Below are 17,029 nucleotides of genomic sequence, written 5' to 3' on the forward strand. Positions count from 1 at the left end.
TGGTTTCCCGGAAACCCGGCTACGATGAGGCCTTCCATTCCCGATCCCGACACGGCGAGGGCAGCACGTTGAGCCACGACTGGACCGACAACCGCAAGAACCTGATGCTGTTCAGCGGCCGCGCCCACCCGGAGCTGGCCGAGCAGGTAGCCAAGGAACTCGACGTTCACGTCACCGCGCAGACGGCGCGCGACTTCGCCAACGGCGAGATCTTCGTGCGGTTCCACGAGTCGGTGCGCGGCTGCGACGCCTTCGTGCTGCAGTCCAATCCGGTGCCGGTCAACACCTGGCTGATGGAACAACTGATCATGATCGACGCGCTGAAACGGGGCAGCGCCAAGCGGATCACCGCGGTCCTGCCGTTCTATCCCTACGCCCGGCAGGACAAGAAGCACCGCGGCCGCGAACCGATCTCGGCACGGCTGGTGGCCGACCTGCTGAAGACCGCGGGCGCCGACCGGATCGTGACCGTCGACCTGCACACCGACCAGATCCAGGGATTCTTCGACGGACCCGTGGACCACATGCGCGGGCAGAACCTGCTGACCGGCTACATCCGCGACAACTATCCCGACGGCAACATGGTGGTCGTCTCCCCCGACTCCGGGCGGGTCCGCATCGCGGAGAAGTGGGCCGACTCCCTCGGCGGCGTGCCGTTGGCGTTCATCCACAAGACCCGCGACCCCCGCGTGCCCAACCAGGTGGTGTCCAACCGCGTGGTCGGTGAGGTGCAGGGGCGCACCTGCGTGCTGATCGACGACATGATCGATACCGGCGGCACCATCGCCGGCGCGGTCAAGCTGTTGCGCGACGACGGCGCCAAGGATGTGGTGATCGCGGCCACCCACGGCGTGCTGTCCGACCCGGCCGCTGAGCGACTGGCCGCCTGCGGGGCGCGTGAGGTGATCGTCACCAACACTTTGCCGATCGGTGAGGAGAAGCGCTTCCCGCAGCTCACCGTGCTGTCCATCGCGCCGCTGCTGGCCAGCACCATCCGGGCGGTCTTCGAAAACGGCTCAGTCACAGGACTGTTCGACGGGGACGCGTAATGGGTTCTGGTCGCACCGTGATCTACCACAACCCTAAGTGCAGTACGTCGCGCAAGACGCTGGACTTGTTGCGGGACAACGGGTTAGAGCCTGAGGTCGTCCAGTATCTGAAGACGCCGCCCACTCGGGACGAATTGGTGCAGCTGATCGCCGATGCCGGCATCGAGGTGCGTGCCGCGGTGCGTAAACGCGAGTCTTTGTACACCGAACTTGATTTGGCCGACGCCGGTGACGACGAGTTGCTCGACGCGATGGCCGAGCATCCCAGCCTGATCGAACGGCCGTTCGTCGTCACCCCCAAGGGCACCCGACTGGCCCGACCGATCGATGCGGTCCGCGAGATTTTGTGAGAGACAAGCTTTTCAGCACCCTCGTGGTTACTGTCCTGGCGTTATCGGGGGTCGCCTGCGGCGCCAAAGCCCCCGACTATCAATCGATCTGGACGACCAGTGCGACTACCAGCGGGTCTGCCGAGCCGACGGCCCCGCCGGTCCCGTTGTCGAAATATCTTGAGGGTGAAGGAGTTACCGGTGAACCGGTCTCGCCAGGTGACCTGACCGATCTGACGGTGTCGATTCCCACGCCGCCCGGGTGGTCAGCACGCGGCGGCGATCCGAAGGTCACCGCCGCCAGAACAATGATCTCTAAGGGGAATAACTACCCGGCGGCAATCATGGTGGTAATCAGGCTGCGCGGAGAATTCAACCCTCGCGAGGCGATCAAGCACGCCAATGCCGATCTGCCGCAGGACTTCCACCAATTGGACGCGTCCACCGCTGATTTCAACGGCTTTCCCTCGTCGATGGTGCAGGGTACCTACGAGCTGAAGGGCGCGCGGATGCGCAGCTGGAACCGGGTGGTGTTGCCCACCGGTGCAGCGCCGGGAAATCAGCAGTATCTGGTGCAGCTGATCATCACCAGCCTGGCCGACGAGGCCGTCGCCGAGTCCAATGACGTCGAGGCGATCATCCGCGGCTTCGTGGTCGCCAAGAAGTAGCGCCGGTCCTCCTCAGGCCTTCGGTGTCAGCACAATCACCGGGATCGGCCGCGAGGTCTTCTTCTGGTACCCGATGTACCGGTCGGAGTTGTTGGCGTTGACGAGTTTCCACAGTCGCGCGTAGTCGGGATCATCGGGCAACACCGGGTGCGCGGTGACGGCCAACCGCTTTGCACCGACATTGATTTCGACGTTGGGGTCGGCCTTCAGATTGTGATACCAGCCGGGCGCCTTGGGATACCCGGCCTTCGACGCCACCACCAGGTAGTCGTCGCCGTCTTCGGCGTAGGTCAGCGTTGTCGTGCGCGGCTGACCCGTCTTGGCTCCCACCGTGTGCAGCAGCAGGTTGGGTGGCATCCCCGGCAACCGATGGCCTATCCGGCCGTTCGTGGCCTGATAGATCTTGTCGTGAATGCTGAGGAACTTGAAAAGCAACCGCTCGGACGAGGATGTCATCGCCTCAGTCTTATGGAGTCACGCCGCATTTGACCAGCCGGCAGAGCCGCCCTGTCCGAGGCCGCACTGTGCACGCCAATACAGTGGGGACCATGACTTGGACAGCTGCTGACCTTCCCTCGTTCGCCGGCCGCACCGTGATCGTCACCGGCGCCAACGGGGGGCTGGGCGCGGTCACCGCCCGCGAACTGGCCCGTACCGGCGCCACGGTCGTCATGGCCGTCCGCAACACCGAGAAGGGCGAGAAAGCCGCGGCCGAGATCGACGGTGATGTGCAGGTGCGCGCGCTGGACCTGCAGGATCTGTCCTCGGTGCGGCAGTTCGCCGAGAGCGTCGACGGCGCCGACATCCTGATCAACAATGCCGGGATCATGGGTGTCCAGTACGCCCTGACCACCGACGGCTTCGAGAGCCAGATCGGCACCAACCACCTCGGGCATTTCGCCTTGACGAATCTGCTGCTGCCCAAGCTCACCGACCGGGTGGTCACGGTGTCGTCGATCATGCACTGGCCGGGCCGGGTCGATCTGGACGACCTGAACTGGCAGCGCCGCAAGTATTCGCCCTGGCTGGCCTACTGCCAGTCCAAGCTGGCCAACCTGCTGTTCACCAGCGAACTGCAGAGGCGACTCGAGGGCGCCGGGTCGTCGCTGCGCGCAGTGGCGGCGCACCCGGGTTACTCGCGCACCCACCTGCAGGGAGCGTCCGGTCGCAAACTCGAGGACGCCGTCATGTCGACGGTGACCCGGTTCCTGGCCACCGACGCCGATTTCGGCGCCCGGCAGACGCTGTATGCGGCGTCCCAGGATGTGCTCGGTGACACGTTCATCGGGCCCCGCTTCGGCCAGTTCGGCCGCAGCCAGCCCGTCGCACGCAGCCGGGCCGCCAAGGACACGAACACCGCGACCAAGCTGTGGGAACTCTCCGAGCAGCTCACCGACACCAAGTTCGCGCTCTGAAGCCGCCCCAGAGTCGCTGACTCTGCGCCGACGGCGGGCGTCTCTCGTCCGAAGTCGCCACAGCCGCAGCGTCAACAGCCGGTCCCGAATTTCCGCCGCGACCCGCCGATGCGGTAACCTAGCCGGGCGTCACGGCGAGGGTGCACCGGTTCGACCAGCACCGTTATCGACGGAGACCGACAAATCGTCGCGTTCCTGGCCGTGCCCCGAAACACAGGAGCGACACACATGGCTAAAGCCACCGCCAACCAGCTCACCGCCACCGTGCGTACCGAGACCGGCAAAGGCGCCTCCCGCCGGGCCCGCCGCGAAGGCAGGATTCCCGCCGTTCTCTACGGCCACGGCAGCGAACCCCAGCACCTCGAACTGCCCGGCCACGACTTCGCCGCCGTGCTGCGCCACTCCGGCACCAACGCAGTGCTTAGCCTGGACATCGCCGGTAAGGAACAGCTGGCGTTGACCAAAGCGCTGGACATCCACCCGATCCGCCGCAGCATCCAGCACGCCGACCTGCTGGTCGTGCGCCGCGGCGAGAAGGTCACCGTGGAGGTCACCGTCGTGGTCGAGGGCGAAGCGGGTCCGGACACGCTGGTCACCCAGGACGCCAACGCCATCGAAATCGAGGCCGAGGCGCTGTCGATCCCCGAGCAGTTGACCGTCTCCGTTGAAGGCGCGACCGCCGGCACCCAGTTCACCGCCGGCCAGATCGAGCTGCCCAACGGTGTCAGCCTGGTCTCCGACCCCGAGCTGCTGGTCGTCAACGTGGTTCCGGCGCCGACCGCCCAGGACCTGGCCGAGGAGGGCGCGGGTGAGGAAGGCGAGGCCGCCGAGGAGGGCGCGGAAGCCGGCGACGAGGGCGGCGACGCCGACGCCGACCAGGCCGAGTCCGAGTAGGAAAGCGTGGCCGAACCGCTTCTGGTGGTCGGCCTGGGCAACCCGGGCGACAACTACGCCCGGACCCGCCACAACGTCGGCTTCCTGGTTGCCGACGTACTCGCCGCCAGAATCGGTGCAAAGTACAAGGTGCACAAACGTTCTGGCGCGGAGGTGAGCACCGGCCGGTTGGCCGGCCGGTCGGTGGTGCTGGCCAAGCCGCGCTGCTACATGAACGAGTCGGGGCGCCAGGTGGGGCCGCTGGCCAAGTTCTATTCGGTGCCCCCCGCCGACATCATCGTCATCCACGACGAGCTCGACCTGGAGTTCGGCCGCATCCGGCTCAAGCTGGGCGGCGGCGAGGGCGGCCACAACGGGCTGCGCTCGGTGGCATCGGCGCTGGGCAGCAAGGACTTTCAGCGGGTCCGGATCGGGATCGGCCGGCCGCCCGGACGCAAAGACCCGGCAGCCTTCGTGCTGGAGCCGTTCAACGCAACCGAACGCGCCGAAGTGCCGACCATCTGCGAGCAGGCCGCCGATGCCGCGGAGCTACTGATCGAACTGGGCCTCGAACCCGCGCAGAACCGGGTGCACGCCTGGTAGAAGCCAGATCCATTGTGCTAGCACTGCTTTGAGTGTGAACGCGGGGCGGGCGACACGCCGTGCCGAGCGCCACCGGCTCACACTCAAAGCCACCGGCTCACACCCGCCCGCGCTACGTAACCAGCGTGACCGAGTTGGCGCGGCGCAGCTTGCCCGACGGCGTCTTCGGGATGGTCCCGGGCCCCAGCACCACCACGTTGCGCGGACGCACGTCGACCTCCTTGACGACCTCGTGTGCCACGTCGTGCTCGATGCGACGCACCTCGGCCGGGTTCTCGAAAGCGTTCGACTCGACGGCCACGGCGAAGGACTCCCGCGAATGCCCGGCGTCGAGGCGGACCGCCACCGCGCAGCCGGGACGGACCCCGTCGACCCGACCCGCCGCCCGCTCGATGTCGGTCGGGTAGATATTGCGCCCAGCCATGATGATCACGTCCTTGACGCGGCCGCACACCACGACGTGGCCTTCGTCGGTGAGGTAGCCGAGGTCACCGGTGTCGTACCAGCCGTGCTCGTCCTGCGCCGGGATGAAGCCGCCCATGGTGATGTAGCCGGGCGTGAGGCACTCGCCGCGCAACTCGATGACACCGACGCCGCGCGACGGCATCACCGTGCCGTCCTCGTCGACGATGCGGGCTTCCAGATCCTGCAGCAGCGGCCCCAGCGTGGCCAGCCGGCGGGTATTGCCGTGGGTCGCGGGGACGGCCCGGCGCAGCGCGGCCAGCAGGTCGGCGTCGACCTCGTCGACCACCAGGCCGGAGTTGCACTTCGAGAACGACACGGCCAGCGTCGTCTCGGCCATGCCGTAGGCCGGCAGGATCGCCGACGACCGCAGCCCGAACGGCTTGCCGGCGTCCAGCAGGTCCTCGACGTCGGCGGGTTCGACCGGCTCGGCGCCGGACAACGCGAAACGCAGCGTGGACAGGTCGAACTGCCCCGGCTTGGCCTGCCGTCGCAGCCGCTTGGCCAGCAGCGCGTAGGCGAAGTTCGGCGCCGCCGTCATGGTGCCCCGGTACTTGTCGATCAACTTCGCCCACAGCAACGTGTCCCGCAGGAAGTCCATCGGGGTGACCTTGACCAGCTCCGCCCCGAAGAACATCGGGATGGTGAGGAAGCCGACCATGCCCATGTCGTGGAAGCAGGGCAGCCAGCTGACCATCACGTCTTTGTCGACGTCGTATTCGGCGCCGACGAACATCGCCTCGGCGTTGGAGTAGATGTTGCGGTGGGTGATCTGGACCGCCTTCGGCGAACCCGTCGAACCCGAGGTCAGCTGCATCAGCGCCAGGTCATCCTCGCCGACGTCGATTGGGTCGATGGGGTCCGACGCGAGCAGATCGGTGACTGTCAGGACCTTGATGCCCTTGTCTTCGAGCACCGGAATCGCCACCGTGAACGGCTCGGAGACGATCACGGCCTTGGCCTCGATCATCCCGATCACCGTCATGGTGTCCTCGGCCCACACCGCCAGGTCTGTCCGCGGCGTCGGCTGGTGCAGCATGGTCAGGCTGGCGCCGCGCATCCACAGGCCCTGCGCGGTCGGCGCGATCTCCACCGGGAAACCCGCGAGGACGCCGACAGCGTCGCCGAGACCTACGCCCGCGGCGGCCAGCCCGCCGGCAATGCAGCGGGCCCGCTCGTGCACCTCGCCCCAGGTGTGCCGGATGGGTTCGTGGGGTTCACCGGTGACCATGCCCGTCGTCGCGGTGCGGGCACTGCGGTACATCTTCTCGGTAAACCTGCTCACGCAAACCTCCTCGGTTCCAGCGCATCCCCAAGGTCCGGGTTTTCATGTTGCACCCGCCAGATCTCGCTTGAGGGCAGGCGCGCACACATTTTGGGGAGCGGTTAGGTCTCGATTTGGTGATGAACGCGGTCCTGCGCTGGGTTTGCTTTTGCCAACCGTGACTCGTCACCGCGGCTTATCTTAAGCAACTCTTAAGTAACTGCCAAACGGTGACGGGATTTGAGTGCGATCTCACATCGACGACGGCCGTCAGGCACCGTCGGCGGGGGTCGGCACCACCCGGGCTCCCGGCACCGGACCGGTGGCGACCCGGACCGTGCGGCACACCCCTGCCCCGGTCAGCTGCGTGGCGACATCGACCGCCGCCTCCGCGGAGGCGCACAGAAAGGCGCAGGTCGGACCCGAACCGGACACCAGGCCCGCCAGCGCGCCCGCATCCACTCCCGCCCGCAGCGCCCGGCGCAACGCCGGGTCCAGACTGACCGCCGCGGCCTGCATCTCGTTGCCCAACAGCGGCGCGAGCTGGTGCGGGTCCCCGGCCGCCAGGGCCGCCAGCACGGGGCCCGCCTCGTCCAGCCGGGGCGGATCGCCCACCTCTCGAAGCCGGTCCAACTCCCCGTATACCGTCGCGGTCAGCAACTCGCTGTCGGCGAACGCCAGCACCCAGTGGAACGTGTTGCGCGACAACACCGTAGCGAGCTCCTCGCCGCGCCCCGTGCCCAGCGCGGTGCCACCGTGCAGCGCGAACGGCACGTCGCTGCCCAGCTGGCTGGCGAGCAGGCGCAGATCACGGCGCGGCAGGTTCAGTTCCCACAGCGAATTCATCGCCACCAGCACCGCGGCCGCATCGGCACTGCCGCCGGCCATGCCACCGGCCACCGGGATGGATTTGTCGATCAGGACGGAGACGTCCGGCGCCCGGCCCACGTGCTCGGCCAGCAGCTCGGCGGCCTGCCAGGCCAGGTTGCGCTCGTCGGTGGGCAGCTTGTCGGCGCCTTCGCCGACCAACTCCAGCGACAGCACGTCGGCGTTGCGCACCGTGACCTCGTCGAACAGCGAGACAGCGTGGAACACCGTCGTCAGCTCGTGATAGCCGTCATCCCGCCGGTCACCGACGGCCAGATAGAGGTTGACTTTGCCCGGCACCCGCACGGTGACCGACCCGGTGGGCACCCACAACTCGGCGGTGTTGCTCTCAGACATCCGCGACCACCGCAGCAGACTATCGCGGCGCATCCCGTCAGCCGGCCGAGACCTGTGCGGGATCCTCCCCGCCCCCGGGGTGGTCTGACGCCGACTCGGAACGCTGCAGCAACCGCACGAAATCCTCGATCGACAGCGTCTCACCGCGCCGGGCGGGGTCGATGCTGGCGGCAAGCAGCCGACTCGCGGACTCGTTGCCGGAACCGGCCCACTGCACGAAGGCGTTGCGCGACGTCTTACGCCGCTGACCGAAGGCGATGTCGACCAGCTCGAAGACGCGCCGGCGGAACGCTTCGTCGGTGGGCCACGGCGACGTCTCGTGGCGGTCGATGCGCACCAGCCCCGAATACACCCGCGGGATGGGCCAGAACACCGTCGGCGGCACCGTGCCGCAGCGGCGTACCCGGCCGTAGAAACCCATCTTGACGCTGGGCACCCCGTATTCCTTGCCACCGGGATCGGCAGCCAGCCGTTCGGCCACCTCGGCCTGCACCATGACCGTCACGACACGGATGGAGGGAAATTCCGCGAGCAGATGCAGCAGCGCCGGCACCGCCACGTTGTAGGGCAGGTTGGCCACCACCGCGGTGGGTTGCACGTCGAGTTCTTCGCGACGCAGCGACAGCACGTCGCGGTTGATCACCGAAAATCGCTGCATCTCACTGTGGGAATGTTCGGCGATGGTCTGCGGCAGCCGGGCCGCCAGCACCGGATCGATCTCGACGGCGGTGACGGTCGCGCCGCGGTCCAGCAGCGCCAGCGTCAGCGACCCCAGCCCCGGCCCGACTTCGAGGACCACATCGGACTTGCCGACGCCGGAGGCCGTCACCACGCGGCGCACCGTGTTGGCGTCGTGAACGAAGTTCTGTCCGAGTGATTTCCGTGGCCGCAGATCAAGCTCTTTGGCCAGCCGCCTGATTTCGGTGCGTCCGAGCAGCCGGATCGTCAGCGCGCACCCACCCGGCCACTGCACACGGGCCAGGCACCCCAACCTTGGCGCTGCCGGGTCACCTCGGCGACGGCGATTTGTTCCTCCCGGGTGGCCAGGTCGGCCCGGGGCGCGTAACGCAGCCCGCCGTTGGCCTCCCAGGTGCCCTGGTCGAACTGCACGCCGCCGTAGAAGCCGTTGCCGGTGTTGATCGCCCAGTTCCCGCCGGCCTCGCAGCCCGCCAGCGAGTCCCAGACGCCACCGTCGCTGACCGGGGGAACCTCGGTGCCGGGCTTGGTGCCGACCCGGACCACGGCTTCGCGGGCCGGGGCCAGCACCGTGTTGGCGATCGGCAGGCGACCGGTTTCGACACCGTTGACCTCAGCCACCGCGAAGGTCACCTCCTGGGTGCCGGGGCTGCCCGGGTCCTCGACGACCTGGCGGCTCATGTTCAGCTCCGGGTCCTCGATGCGCCGCGCCGGGGGCGGCAGCGGCATCTGCTCGGTGACCCGCTGGATGCGGTTGCGGGTGACCTGGATCTGCATGCCGTCGACGACGGGCGCGTTGGCGGCGGGTACTACCTGGTCGCTGTCCTGCAGGGGGGCGCCGGCCGCGGCGAGCAACCCGGCGACGTTGGGCGCGGGCAGGTGCACCGTGCGCTGCACGCCGCCGTCGTCGATCTGGACCGTCTTGGCGCTGACCACCGGCAGAGCCATGCCGTTCAACGGGACGCGGCTGGCCCGGGATGCGGCGGCGGGGGCGGTGTCGGTCATCGCCAACTGCGCCAGCGCCTCGTCCACGGTGGACGCGGTGGTCCACACCTGCCGGGAGTTCTGGCCGTCCAGAGTGATCTGCAGCGGGCGGCTGCGGCGCAGCACGATGGTGGCGGCGTCGCCGACGGAGACGTCCCCGGCGGGGTAGAGGTCGTCCCGCGCGTCCACGTCGAAGCCGTTCTCCGCCATGATGTCGCTGACCCGCGACTTCATCGTGTTGACCTGGATGGACGTGCCGTCCACGGTCAAGGTCACCGTCTTGGACGCGGACACGGCGAAGCCGCCGGCGAATGCCAGTACCACTAATAAAGCGCCAACCACCAGGCGCAACATCGGCGATTCAGTTTGATGAAGTTTAGTAAGCAGATTCAATGTCTAATCCCAGTTAGTCCCGACCTACAGCGACCGTTACGCAGCAACAACTCAGCATTGAGCTACCGACCATATTCAGCTGAAATGACAAAATGGGCCCAGAGGCCCACCCGTACGATCACAAGACGGTAACGAAACGTCGGGTGCTGAGCAACTCGAGCATGTCGAATTCAGGACCGTTCAGCGGCCGCACCCCTGCAGTCCGTAGGCCCTTACCGCATTGCTGGCAGTAATCTGCGCCAGCTCCTCGGCCGGCCGGTCGACCAGCTCAGCCAGGGCGCGAACGGTATACGGCAGGCAGTAAGGCTCATTTGCTGCACCGCGGTACGGGTGCGGCGTCAAAAATGGCGCGTCGGTCTCCACCAGAAGCTGCTCCACCGGTATCAGCAGGGCGGCCTCGCGCAACTCTCGAGCATTGCGAAAGCTCACCGTCCCGGACAGGCTCAGCAACCATCCGGCGGCTACGCACTCCCGGGCCATCGCGCTGTCCGAGGAGAAGCAGTGCATGATCACGGTGTCGGGAGCGCCTTCGGCGCGCAGCACGTCCAGCACGTCGCGGTCGGCCTGCCGATTGTGGATCATCAGCGGCTTGCCCAGCCGTTTGGCCAGATCGATGTGCCACGCGAAGGCCTCGCGCTGCACCTGCGGCTGCGCGCAACCGTCGAGCCGGCCGGGCCAGTACAGGTCCATTCCCGTTTCGCCGACGGCCACCACCCGCGGGTGGGCCGCGAGTTCCTCGATCTCGGCGCGGGCCGCCCCGGTGAGCGCATCGGCGCGGGTGGGGTGCAGGGCCACCGCACCGTAAACCCGGGAGTCCCACTCGGTCGCGTCGGTGACCCAGCGGGCCGAGTCCATGTCGTCGGCGATGGTGACCACCGCCACCACGCCGACGGCGGCCGCGCGGTCGAGGATCGCGCGCACGTCGGCCGCGTCGACCGCGCCGCAGGCATCGAGGTGGGTGTGCGCGTCGATCAACGGCGAGAGCGGTTCCGGCGGCGGCGGTGCTGCGCGGGTGGGGCTCACGTTGCACACCCTCTCACGTCGCGCCCACGCACCCGCCGCACCCAATAGGGTGAATCCCGATGAAGCCCTACTACGTCACCAACGCCATCACCTATCCCAATGCCGCGCCGCATCTGGGGCACGCCTATGAGTTCATCTCCAGCGACGTCATCGCACGCTTCAAGCGCCTCGACGGCTTCGACGTGCGGTACCTGACCGGCACCGATGAGCACGGACTCAAGATGGCCCAGGCCGCGGCGGCCGAAGGATTGCCCACCGCCGCGCTGGCGCGCCGCAACTCCGACGTCTACCAGCGGCTGCAGGAGAAGCTGAACATCTCGTTCGACCGGTTCATCCGCACCACCGACGCCGACCATCACGAGGCGTCCAAGCAGATCTGGCAGCGCATCGAGGCCGCAGGCGACATCTATCTGGACGCGTACTCAGGCTGGTACTCGGTGCGCGACGAGCGGTTCTTCGTCGAATCGGAGACCACGGTCGTCGACGGAACCCGGATCGCCGTGGAGACCGGCACCCCGGTCACCTGGACCGAGGAGCAGACGTATTTCTTCCGGCTGTCGGCGTACGCCGACAAGCTGCTGGCCCACTACGAGGCGAATCCCGATTTCATCGGACCCGACGTGCGCCGCAACGAGGTGGTCAGCTTCGTCTCCGGCGGGTTACGCGACCTGTCCATCTCGCGGACGTCGTTCGACTGGGGCGTGCAGGTGCCGGGACATCCCGACCACGTGATGTACGTCTGGATCGACGCATTGACGAATTACCTTACCGGCGTTGGCTTTCCGGATACCGAATCGGAGTCGTTCCGCCGGTACTGGCCGGCCGACCTGCACATCATCGGCAAGGACATCATCAGGTTTCACGCCGTCTACTGGCCCGCGTTCCTGATGTCGGCCGGAATCGCGCTGCCTCGAAGGGTTTTCGCGCACGGATTCCTGCTCAACAGTGGCGAGAAGATGAGCAAGTCGGTGGGCAACATCGTCGACCCGGTGGCTCTGGTCGACACATTCGGGGTGGACCAGATCCGCTACTTCCTGATGCGCGAAGTGCCGTTCGGTCAGGACGGCAGTTACAGCGACGAGGCCATCATCACGCGGATCAACACCGACCTGGCCAACGAGTTGGGAAACTTGGCGCAGCGGTCGTTGTCGATGGTGGCCAAGAACTTGAACGGGACGGTGCCCGATCCCGGTGAGTTCATCGGCGCCGACACCGAACTGCTGACGACGGCCGACGGGTTGCTGGAGCGGGTGCGCGCACATTTCGACACTCAGTCGATGCACCTTGCGCTGGAAGCTATTTGGCTGATGCTCGGCGATGCCAACAAGTACTTCTCGGCGCAGCAGCCCTGGGTGTTGCGCAAGAGCGAAACCGATGCCGACCAGGACCGGTTCCGCACGACGCTCTACGTCACCTGCGAGGTGGTCCGCATCGCGGCGCTGCTGGTCGCTCCCGTGATGCCGGAGTCGGCCGCGAAGTTGCTCGACCTGCTGGGCCAGCCCGACGATCAGCGGTCGTTCAGCGCGATCGGTACACGACTGAGACCGGGCACCGAACTGCCGGCGCCGGCCGGGGTTTTCCCGCGGTATCAGGCTCCCACCGAAGTCGGGTGAAGTGAAGTTTCGCCGTAGGCCATAATCGGGCTGTGGAGCGCAGACGGACTCGGCAGGTCAGCCAATCGCCGATGACCACCCTCAAGCAGCTGCCTGCTCTGGTGGTGCTGGAACGGATCCCGGTTCCCGTCCTTGCTGTCGCCGACGACGGCAGCATCCTGTTCACCAATACGGCATTTGCACAGATGGTGGGCTGCGAGCCCGAAGAGGTCCTGACGCTGAGGTTCCACGAGATCTTCCACCAGGCTCCCGAATCGGAGTCATCACTGCTCTCCTTCGTGCACGCCCTGGCGAACATGGTGGTGGAACTGGCACATAAGGACGGCTCGGTGGTGCGGGCCCTGATGAGCCGCTCGGCGGTGATGCGCGCCGACGACAAGTTCGCCCTGGCCGCTTTCCAGGACCTCACCGAGCAGTTGTGGGAAGAGGAACGCTGAGGCACCTGCCTCAGACTGCAAGTCACGCTCTACCCATTTTCTGATACTTGTAGTATGGTTTGGCGGGTGATCAGGACGCGCAGTGACCTTGACGCCTACCTGGCGGCGGATTTGCAGGCACAAGGCTTGGAGCGCTGGCGGCATCGCTACCGCATCACCCAACGCGCGCCGTACTTCCAGCGGATGCTGCGCAAAACCGAATACTGGACGAACACCGCCCGGACGCCGGCCGGTCACCTCGTCGCCGCCTACTTGCGGCTGCGATTGAAATTTCTGGGCGAGAAACTCGGCTTCGGCATCTCGCTGAATTCGTTCGGGCCGGGCCTATCGGTTGCCCATGTCGGCTGGGTGCACGTCCATCACCTCGCCAGAATCGGCGCGAACTGCCGGATTCATCAGGGAGTCACCATCGGTGAAGGGCGACCCGGCGAGTATCCGACCATTGGCGACGACGTGTTCATCTTTCCCGGCGCGGTAATCCTCGGTGTCGACGTCGGCAGCCGCGTCGGGATCTATGCGGGCGCGGTCGTCACCAAGCCGGTGCCCGACGACGTCGACGTCGCCGGCGTCCCGGCCCGCATCATCAGGGACCGCCGGCCCAGTAACGCCGCGAGCGCAGTCGGCTAGTTGCCGTCCGGCACGACGGCGATACTGGGACGGTTGTGGCGCATCGCCTCTCGGGCCAGGAACTGCTGGAAGTACGGCAGCGATGCGTCGGAGGCAACGCCGGGCAGCAGTAGCAGCCAGATCTGGCTCAGTTGCGAGGTGCGTTCGGTTCGCGGACCGTCTGTGCTGCGGCCGCGCGCCATCGCGATGGACAGCAGGCGCGTTCCGACCATCGCCCCGACGATCACCTCGCTGAGTGCGACCGGGTCGACGTCTTCGCGCAGATCACCTTCGGCGATTGCCCGACGCGCCTGCGCGGTCACCTCGGCAACCCAGGCCGAACAGGAGCGCGCCGCCGCGTCGTTGTATCCGCTCAGCGCGGCGACCAGTTGGCCGGCCGCGCGGGCCGTCTTGTCCGCATTGAGCACCGCGGCGATGGCGAACGTGCCGTGGATCATGTTCTCCAGGGCCGGAGACGCCGATCCGCAGACGTTGCGAAACGCTGCGAGCAGAACCTCGGCACCCTCGTCGATGATGTCGGAGGCCAGGGCTTCCTTCGAATCGAAATGGTGGTAGAGCGCGCCCTTGGTCATGCCGGTTCGCTCGATGATCGTGCCCCAGCCGGCCGCGGCATACCCGACTTCGCTGAAAACGTCGATCGCGGAATCGAGGATCTTCCGGCGGGTCACCTCAGACCGAACCTGGCGCGCCATATCCCGCCCTCCGCAGCATGTTCTTCCGGTTAGGCTCCGGACCTGCACGTCTCGTTCTTCCTGGTCAGCGGGTAAGCCTAACAGCCGCCGGAGCGGCGTCTCTGACTATGCGTGGTTTCGTTCCGCGCCGTTCACCGCGCGGACGGGGACGCCCCGGCGGCAGAGATGGCCAGCGCGGTGCGCCGACGGACGAATTGGGTGAAGTAATCGAGCCGGTCGGGTTCCAGGATCCCCGCCAGCACCAGCATGCAGTTTCTTTCCAGATCGAGCAGGTAGCGCTGCGGATCGTCGAGGTCGCTGGTCTGTCGCAGCCCCATGTACATCGATACGATGAGCCGCCCCACGTCACGCGGTTCCCAGCGGGCAGCGACATCACCTTCGGCGATCGCCCTCTCGACGACCCCGGCCAGCATCTCCATCCAGCCGTTGAGCAGTTGCGCCTGCAGCCCCTCTGTCCGCCCGACCGTCTCGAGCAGGTGCGACGCGGCCCGGGCCACATCCGTTGTCATGTCCTGGACAGCGGCCAGGTAGCAGAAGTCGACCAGGGTCTCCAAGCCGGAAAGGTGCCTGGCCAGCAGATCGTCGACCGCCGTCCGCCCCGCCGAGGTGTGCTGGTTGATGATGGCAACCGCAAGCGCGTGCTTGGACCGGAAGTGGAAGTACATCGCGCCTTTGGTCAGTTCGGCTTCGGCGAGAATATCGTCCAGGCCGACATCGTGGTAGGGACGTCGAGCGAACTGGTGTGCGGCGGCCCGCAGAATATGTTGCCGGGTGGTGTCGGCCCGTCCGTCGGCCTGTTCAGTCGTCATACGACCCGTTGGTCGGGTGACCCGCCGAGACCGCGGCGTCGCCCCTGGCACCGATGCGCGTCGCTTCCACCATCACGATGCCTTCCTCGAGCGGACCGCCGGGTTCGTAGGACGAAGGTACCGGCACTTATGCCTCACGTAGCAATTACACGCCACTGCGAGGTTAGCAGTCTGGTCCTGATCCGATGTGTTCTACGCCACACAAGACCGGAAAACCCCTCTACAAATACTTGAAGTCAATCTGAGGACTCGCGAGCGTACAAAAAGTATGTATAGTTCGGTTTGAACAGGATGCTGGTTTGGGCAACCGGGAGCCGGAAGCCGCGACGCGGTCGAGATCGAGTCCGATGGATGGGGAGGGGCGCATGTCGTTCGTTACCACGCACCCAGAAGTGTTAGCGGCCTCGGCCGGTTCCTTGCAAGGTATCGGCGCCGCCGTCAGCACAGGCAGCGCTGCCGCAGCGATACCCACGACCAGCCTGGCCCCGGCGGCGGCCGACGAAGTATCCGCCCTGACCGCGATGCAGTTCGCCGCACACGGGCAGATGTACCAGGCCGTGAGCGCTCAGGCCGCCGCAATTCACCAGATGTTGGTGCAGACCATGCAGGTCAGCGCGGAATCCTATGGCGCCACAGAGGCCGCCAACGTAGCTGCGACCAGTTGACGCACGGGGGATAAGAGCAATGGACTATGGGGCACTGCCACCGGAGATCAACTCCGCGCGGATGTACCTCGGCGCAGGCGCGGCACCCTTGCTGACGGCTGCCGTGGCATGGGACGAGCTGGCGGCCGAACTGCAGACGGCGGCTTCGTCGTACTCGTCGGTGATCAGCGGCCTGACCAGTGGACCCTGGTTGGGTCCCGCGGCGATCGCCGCGGCGGCAGCGGCCACCCCTTATGCGGTCTGGGTCGGAACGACCGCAGCCCAGGCCGAGCAGGCAGCCAGCCAGGCCAGGGCCGCAGTCGGCGCCTATGAGGCCGCCTACGCCATGACGGTCCCCCCGGCGGTGGTCGCCGCCAACCGGACGCTGTTGGCGGCATTGGTCGCCACCAATTTCTTCGGTCAGAACTCGCCGGCCATTGCAGCCACCGAGGCGCACTACAGCGAGATGTGGGCGCAGGACGCCCTGGCCATGTACAGCTATGCGGCCAACTCGGCTGCGGCTACCACGCTCGCACCGTTCGAGGCGCCGCCGCAGGTCACTGATGCAGCTGGGCTGGCCAGCCAGGCCACCGCGGTGTCCGAGGCCACCGGCGAGGCCGCCGCCACCCAGACCACGCTGTCCTCGTTGGTGAACTCGCTGCCCACCGCGTTGCAGGGCCTGGCGGCCCCGACCTCGCTGGCTTCGGCGGAGTCCGCTGCCGCGGCGGCCGTCCTGCCGACCAGCAGCGCGATGTCCAGCGGCGACATGGCCAATTATCTGAACATCGCGGTCATGCCGCTCTTCGCGCTGAGCAGCCTGTTGAGCATTGCCCAGACCATGCAGGGCATGGCCCAGACGGCCGGCGTGGTGGCCGGTGAAGTGGCCGCCGAGGCAGCAGAGGCCGCGGCGGGGGCGGCCGCCGCAGGTGCGGAGGCTGCCGGTGCGGGCGCATTGGGTGCGATGGGTCAGGCCGCGAGCCTCGGCTCCCTGTCGGTGCCGCCGACGTGGACCAGCGTGATTCCGACGGCGCACCTGACCGGCATCAGCTCGGCACTGCCGGGAGCCAACGGCGCCGCCCTGGGGGCGGTGCCGCCGAGTCTGCTGGGCGGCATGCCGCGCGGTGCAGCGGCCGCGGGCCCGGCTCCCGGCCCCCGATACGGCCTGGTTCCCACCGTGATGGCGCAGCCGCCGTCAGCGGGCTACGGCGCCGTGCTGTGACCCGG

Annotated in this window: 20 protein-coding genes; 11 read left to right on the forward strand and 9 right to left on the reverse strand. The window is 67.1% G+C overall.

The genetic code is table 11. The features are described from left to right. Positions 1-68: 68 nt before the first annotated feature. Genes AC5Y3Z_RS24485 through AC5Y3Z_RS24495 form a run of 3 tightly spaced genes read left to right on the forward strand, consistent with a single transcriptional unit; the run spans position 69 to position 2,046 of the window. Positions 69-1,049 (forward strand): ribose-phosphate diphosphokinase, encoded by a 981-nt coding sequence (locus AC5Y3Z_RS24485; protein ID WP_463827470.1) that lies wholly within the window; start codon positions 69-71, stop codon positions 1,047-1,049. Beyond that, positions 1,049-1,399 (forward strand): arsenate reductase (glutaredoxin), encoded by a 351-nt coding sequence (gene arsC, locus AC5Y3Z_RS24490; RefSeq protein ID WP_463827469.1) that lies wholly within the window; start codon positions 1,049-1,051, stop codon positions 1,397-1,399. The genes AC5Y3Z_RS24485 and arsC overlap by 1 nt, the downstream gene beginning before the upstream one ends. Beyond that, on the forward strand, positions 1,396-2,046 hold the full coding sequence (locus AC5Y3Z_RS24495; protein ID WP_463827468.1) for an LpqN/LpqT family lipoprotein: 651 nt from the start codon (positions 1,396-1,398) through the stop codon (positions 2,044-2,046). Before arsC ends, AC5Y3Z_RS24495 begins: the two co-directional genes overlap by 4 nt. 12 nt (positions 2,047-2,058) lie before the next feature. Here the strand turns inward: AC5Y3Z_RS24495 and AC5Y3Z_RS24500 are convergent, their stop codons facing one another. Then, complete coding sequence (locus tag AC5Y3Z_RS24500) at positions 2,059-2,502, reverse strand: nitroreductase family deazaflavin-dependent oxidoreductase (protein ID WP_463827467.1); 444 nt, start codon at positions 2,500-2,502, stop codon at positions 2,059-2,061. A 92-nt stretch (positions 2,503-2,594) separates the two neighbouring features. On the opposite strand from AC5Y3Z_RS24500, the gene AC5Y3Z_RS24505 reads away from it, so the two are divergent. From AC5Y3Z_RS24505 to pth, 3 genes are all read left to right on the forward strand, one after another. After that, positions 2,595-3,461, forward strand: a complete 867-nt coding sequence (locus AC5Y3Z_RS24505; RefSeq protein ID WP_463827466.1) for an oxidoreductase — start codon at positions 2,595-2,597, stop codon at positions 3,459-3,461. Positions 3,462-3,689: 228 nt separating this feature from the next. After that, entirely contained in the window at positions 3,690-4,355 is a 666-nt protein-coding gene (locus tag AC5Y3Z_RS24510) for a 50S ribosomal protein L25/general stress protein Ctc (protein WP_463827465.1), read from the forward strand. A gap of 6 nt (positions 4,356-4,361) precedes the next feature. Then, complete coding sequence (gene pth / locus AC5Y3Z_RS24515; RefSeq protein WP_463827464.1) at positions 4,362-4,937, forward strand: aminoacyl-tRNA hydrolase; 576 nt, start codon at positions 4,362-4,364, stop codon at positions 4,935-4,937. 112 nt (positions 4,938-5,049) lie between these two features. Here the strand turns inward: pth and AC5Y3Z_RS24520 are convergent, their stop codons facing one another. The 5 genes from AC5Y3Z_RS24520 to AC5Y3Z_RS24540 all read right to left on the reverse strand — a co-directional run bounded on the left by AC5Y3Z_RS24520 (position 5,050) and on the right by AC5Y3Z_RS24540 (position 10,983). Continuing rightward, on the reverse strand, positions 5,050-6,684 hold the full coding sequence (locus AC5Y3Z_RS24520) for a fatty acyl-AMP ligase (RefSeq protein ID WP_463827463.1): 1,635 nt from the start codon (positions 6,682-6,684) through the stop codon (positions 5,050-5,052). A 249-nt stretch (positions 6,685-6,933) separates the two neighbouring features. Beyond that, positions 6,934-7,887: a 4-(cytidine 5'-diphospho)-2-C-methyl-D-erythritol kinase gene (locus tag AC5Y3Z_RS24525; protein ID WP_463827462.1), complete on the reverse strand. Its 954-nt coding sequence runs from the start codon at positions 7,885-7,887 to the stop codon at positions 6,934-6,936. Between the two features lie 37 nt (positions 7,888-7,924). Beyond that, positions 7,925-8,860 (reverse strand): 16S rRNA (adenine(1518)-N(6)/adenine(1519)-N(6))-dimethyltransferase RsmA, encoded by a 936-nt coding sequence (rsmA, locus tag AC5Y3Z_RS24530; protein ID WP_463827461.1) that lies wholly within the window; start codon positions 8,858-8,860, stop codon positions 7,925-7,927. Then, positions 8,833-9,960: a resuscitation-promoting factor gene (locus tag AC5Y3Z_RS24535; protein ID WP_463827460.1), complete on the reverse strand. Its 1,128-nt coding sequence runs from the start codon at positions 9,958-9,960 to the stop codon at positions 8,833-8,835. Before AC5Y3Z_RS24535 ends, rsmA begins: the two co-directional genes overlap by 28 nt. Positions 9,961-10,140: 180 nt before the next feature. Next, positions 10,141-10,983, reverse strand: coding sequence for a TatD family hydrolase (locus AC5Y3Z_RS24540; protein WP_463827459.1), 843 nt, complete (start codon positions 10,981-10,983; stop codon positions 10,141-10,143). Between the two features lie 59 nt (positions 10,984-11,042). On the opposite strand from AC5Y3Z_RS24540, the gene metG reads away from it, so the two are divergent. The 3 genes from metG (at position 11,043) to AC5Y3Z_RS24555 (ending at position 13,660) form a co-directional block, all read left to right on the forward strand. Next, a complete protein-coding gene (gene metG, locus AC5Y3Z_RS24545) occupies positions 11,043-12,596 on the forward strand; it encodes a methionine--tRNA ligase (protein WP_463827458.1) in 1,554 nt (517 codons plus the stop codon). A gap of 71 nt (positions 12,597-12,667) precedes the next feature. Continuing rightward, the gene (locus AC5Y3Z_RS24550) at positions 12,668-13,033 is read left to right on the forward strand and encodes a PAS domain S-box protein (RefSeq protein WP_463827457.1); all 366 of its coding nucleotides are present in this window, start codon (positions 12,668-12,670) and stop codon (positions 13,031-13,033) included. A 66-nt stretch (positions 13,034-13,099) separates the two neighbouring features. After that, positions 13,100-13,660 carry an LbetaH domain-containing protein gene (locus AC5Y3Z_RS24555; protein WP_463827456.1) on the forward strand — a complete coding sequence of 187 codons (561 nt, stop codon included), beginning with the start codon at positions 13,100-13,102 and terminating at the stop codon, positions 13,658-13,660. Here AC5Y3Z_RS24555 and AC5Y3Z_RS24560 read toward each other — a convergent pair. The 3 genes from AC5Y3Z_RS24560 to AC5Y3Z_RS24570 form a co-directional block, all read right to left on the reverse strand. Further along, on the reverse strand, positions 13,657-14,352 hold the full coding sequence (locus tag AC5Y3Z_RS24560) for a TetR family transcriptional regulator (RefSeq protein WP_463827455.1): 696 nt from the start codon (positions 14,350-14,352) through the stop codon (positions 13,657-13,659). The two genes, AC5Y3Z_RS24555 and AC5Y3Z_RS24560, sit on opposite strands and share 4 nt — an antisense overlap. Before the next feature lie 131 nt (positions 14,353-14,483). After that, the gene (locus AC5Y3Z_RS24565; RefSeq protein ID WP_463827454.1) at positions 14,484-15,161 is read right to left on the reverse strand and encodes a TetR family transcriptional regulator; all 678 of its coding nucleotides are present in this window, start codon (positions 15,159-15,161) and stop codon (positions 14,484-14,486) included. Then, a complete protein-coding gene (locus AC5Y3Z_RS24570; RefSeq protein ID WP_463827453.1) occupies positions 15,151-15,288 on the reverse strand; it encodes a hypothetical protein in 138 nt (45 codons plus the stop codon). The genes AC5Y3Z_RS24565 and AC5Y3Z_RS24570 overlap by 11 nt, the downstream gene beginning before the upstream one ends. 238 nt (positions 15,289-15,526) lie before the next feature. On the opposite strand from AC5Y3Z_RS24570, the gene AC5Y3Z_RS24575 reads away from it, so the two are divergent. Then, a complete protein-coding gene (locus tag AC5Y3Z_RS24575; RefSeq protein WP_463827452.1) occupies positions 15,527-15,826 on the forward strand; it encodes a PE family protein in 300 nt (99 codons plus the stop codon). Between the two features lie 19 nt (positions 15,827-15,845). Continuing rightward, on the forward strand, positions 15,846-17,024 hold the full coding sequence (locus AC5Y3Z_RS24580) for a PPE family protein (protein WP_463827451.1): 1,179 nt from the start codon (positions 15,846-15,848) through the stop codon (positions 17,022-17,024). Positions 17,025-17,029: the final 5 nt, after the last annotated feature.

This window comes from Mycobacterium sp. NGS61, from assembly GCF_059812325.1.

What these genes read in the sequence shown, in the direction of transcription:
- AC5Y3Z_RS24565 (WP_463827454.1), bottom strand. Translation starts at nt 15,161, where the DNA reads ATGACGACTGAACAGGCCGACGGACGGGCCGACACCACCCGGCAACAT.
- AC5Y3Z_RS24580 (WP_463827451.1), top strand. Translation starts at nt 15,846, where the DNA reads ATGGACTATGGGGCACTGCCACCGGAGATCAACTCCGCGCGGATGTAC.
- AC5Y3Z_RS24510 (WP_463827465.1), top strand. Translation starts at nt 3,690, where the DNA reads ATGGCTAAAGCCACCGCCAACCAGCTCACCGCCACCGTGCGTACCGAG.
- AC5Y3Z_RS24550 (WP_463827457.1), top strand. Translation starts at nt 12,668, where the DNA reads ATGACCACCCTCAAGCAGCTGCCTGCTCTGGTGGTGCTGGAACGGATC.
- AC5Y3Z_RS24575 (WP_463827452.1), top strand. Translation starts at nt 15,527, where the DNA reads ATGTCGTTCGTTACCACGCACCCAGAAGTGTTAGCGGCCTCGGCCGGT.
- arsC (WP_463827469.1), top strand. Translation starts at nt 1,049, where the DNA reads ATGGGTTCTGGTCGCACCGTGATCTACCACAACCCTAAGTGCAGTACG.
- AC5Y3Z_RS24505 (WP_463827466.1), top strand. Translation starts at nt 2,595, where the DNA reads ATGACTTGGACAGCTGCTGACCTTCCCTCGTTCGCCGGCCGCACCGTG.
- AC5Y3Z_RS24525 (WP_463827462.1), bottom strand. Translation starts at nt 7,887, where the DNA reads ATGTCTGAGAGCAACACCGCCGAGTTGTGGGTGCCCACCGGGTCGGTC.
- AC5Y3Z_RS24500 (WP_463827467.1), bottom strand. Translation starts at nt 2,502, where the DNA reads ATGACATCCTCGTCCGAGCGGTTGCTTTTCAAGTTCCTCAGCATTCAC.
- metG (WP_463827458.1), top strand. Translation starts at nt 11,043, where the DNA reads ATGAAGCCCTACTACGTCACCAACGCCATCACCTATCCCAATGCCGCG.
- AC5Y3Z_RS24560 (WP_463827455.1), bottom strand. Translation starts at nt 14,352, where the DNA reads ATGGCGCGCCAGGTTCGGTCTGAGGTGACCCGCCGGAAGATCCTCGAT.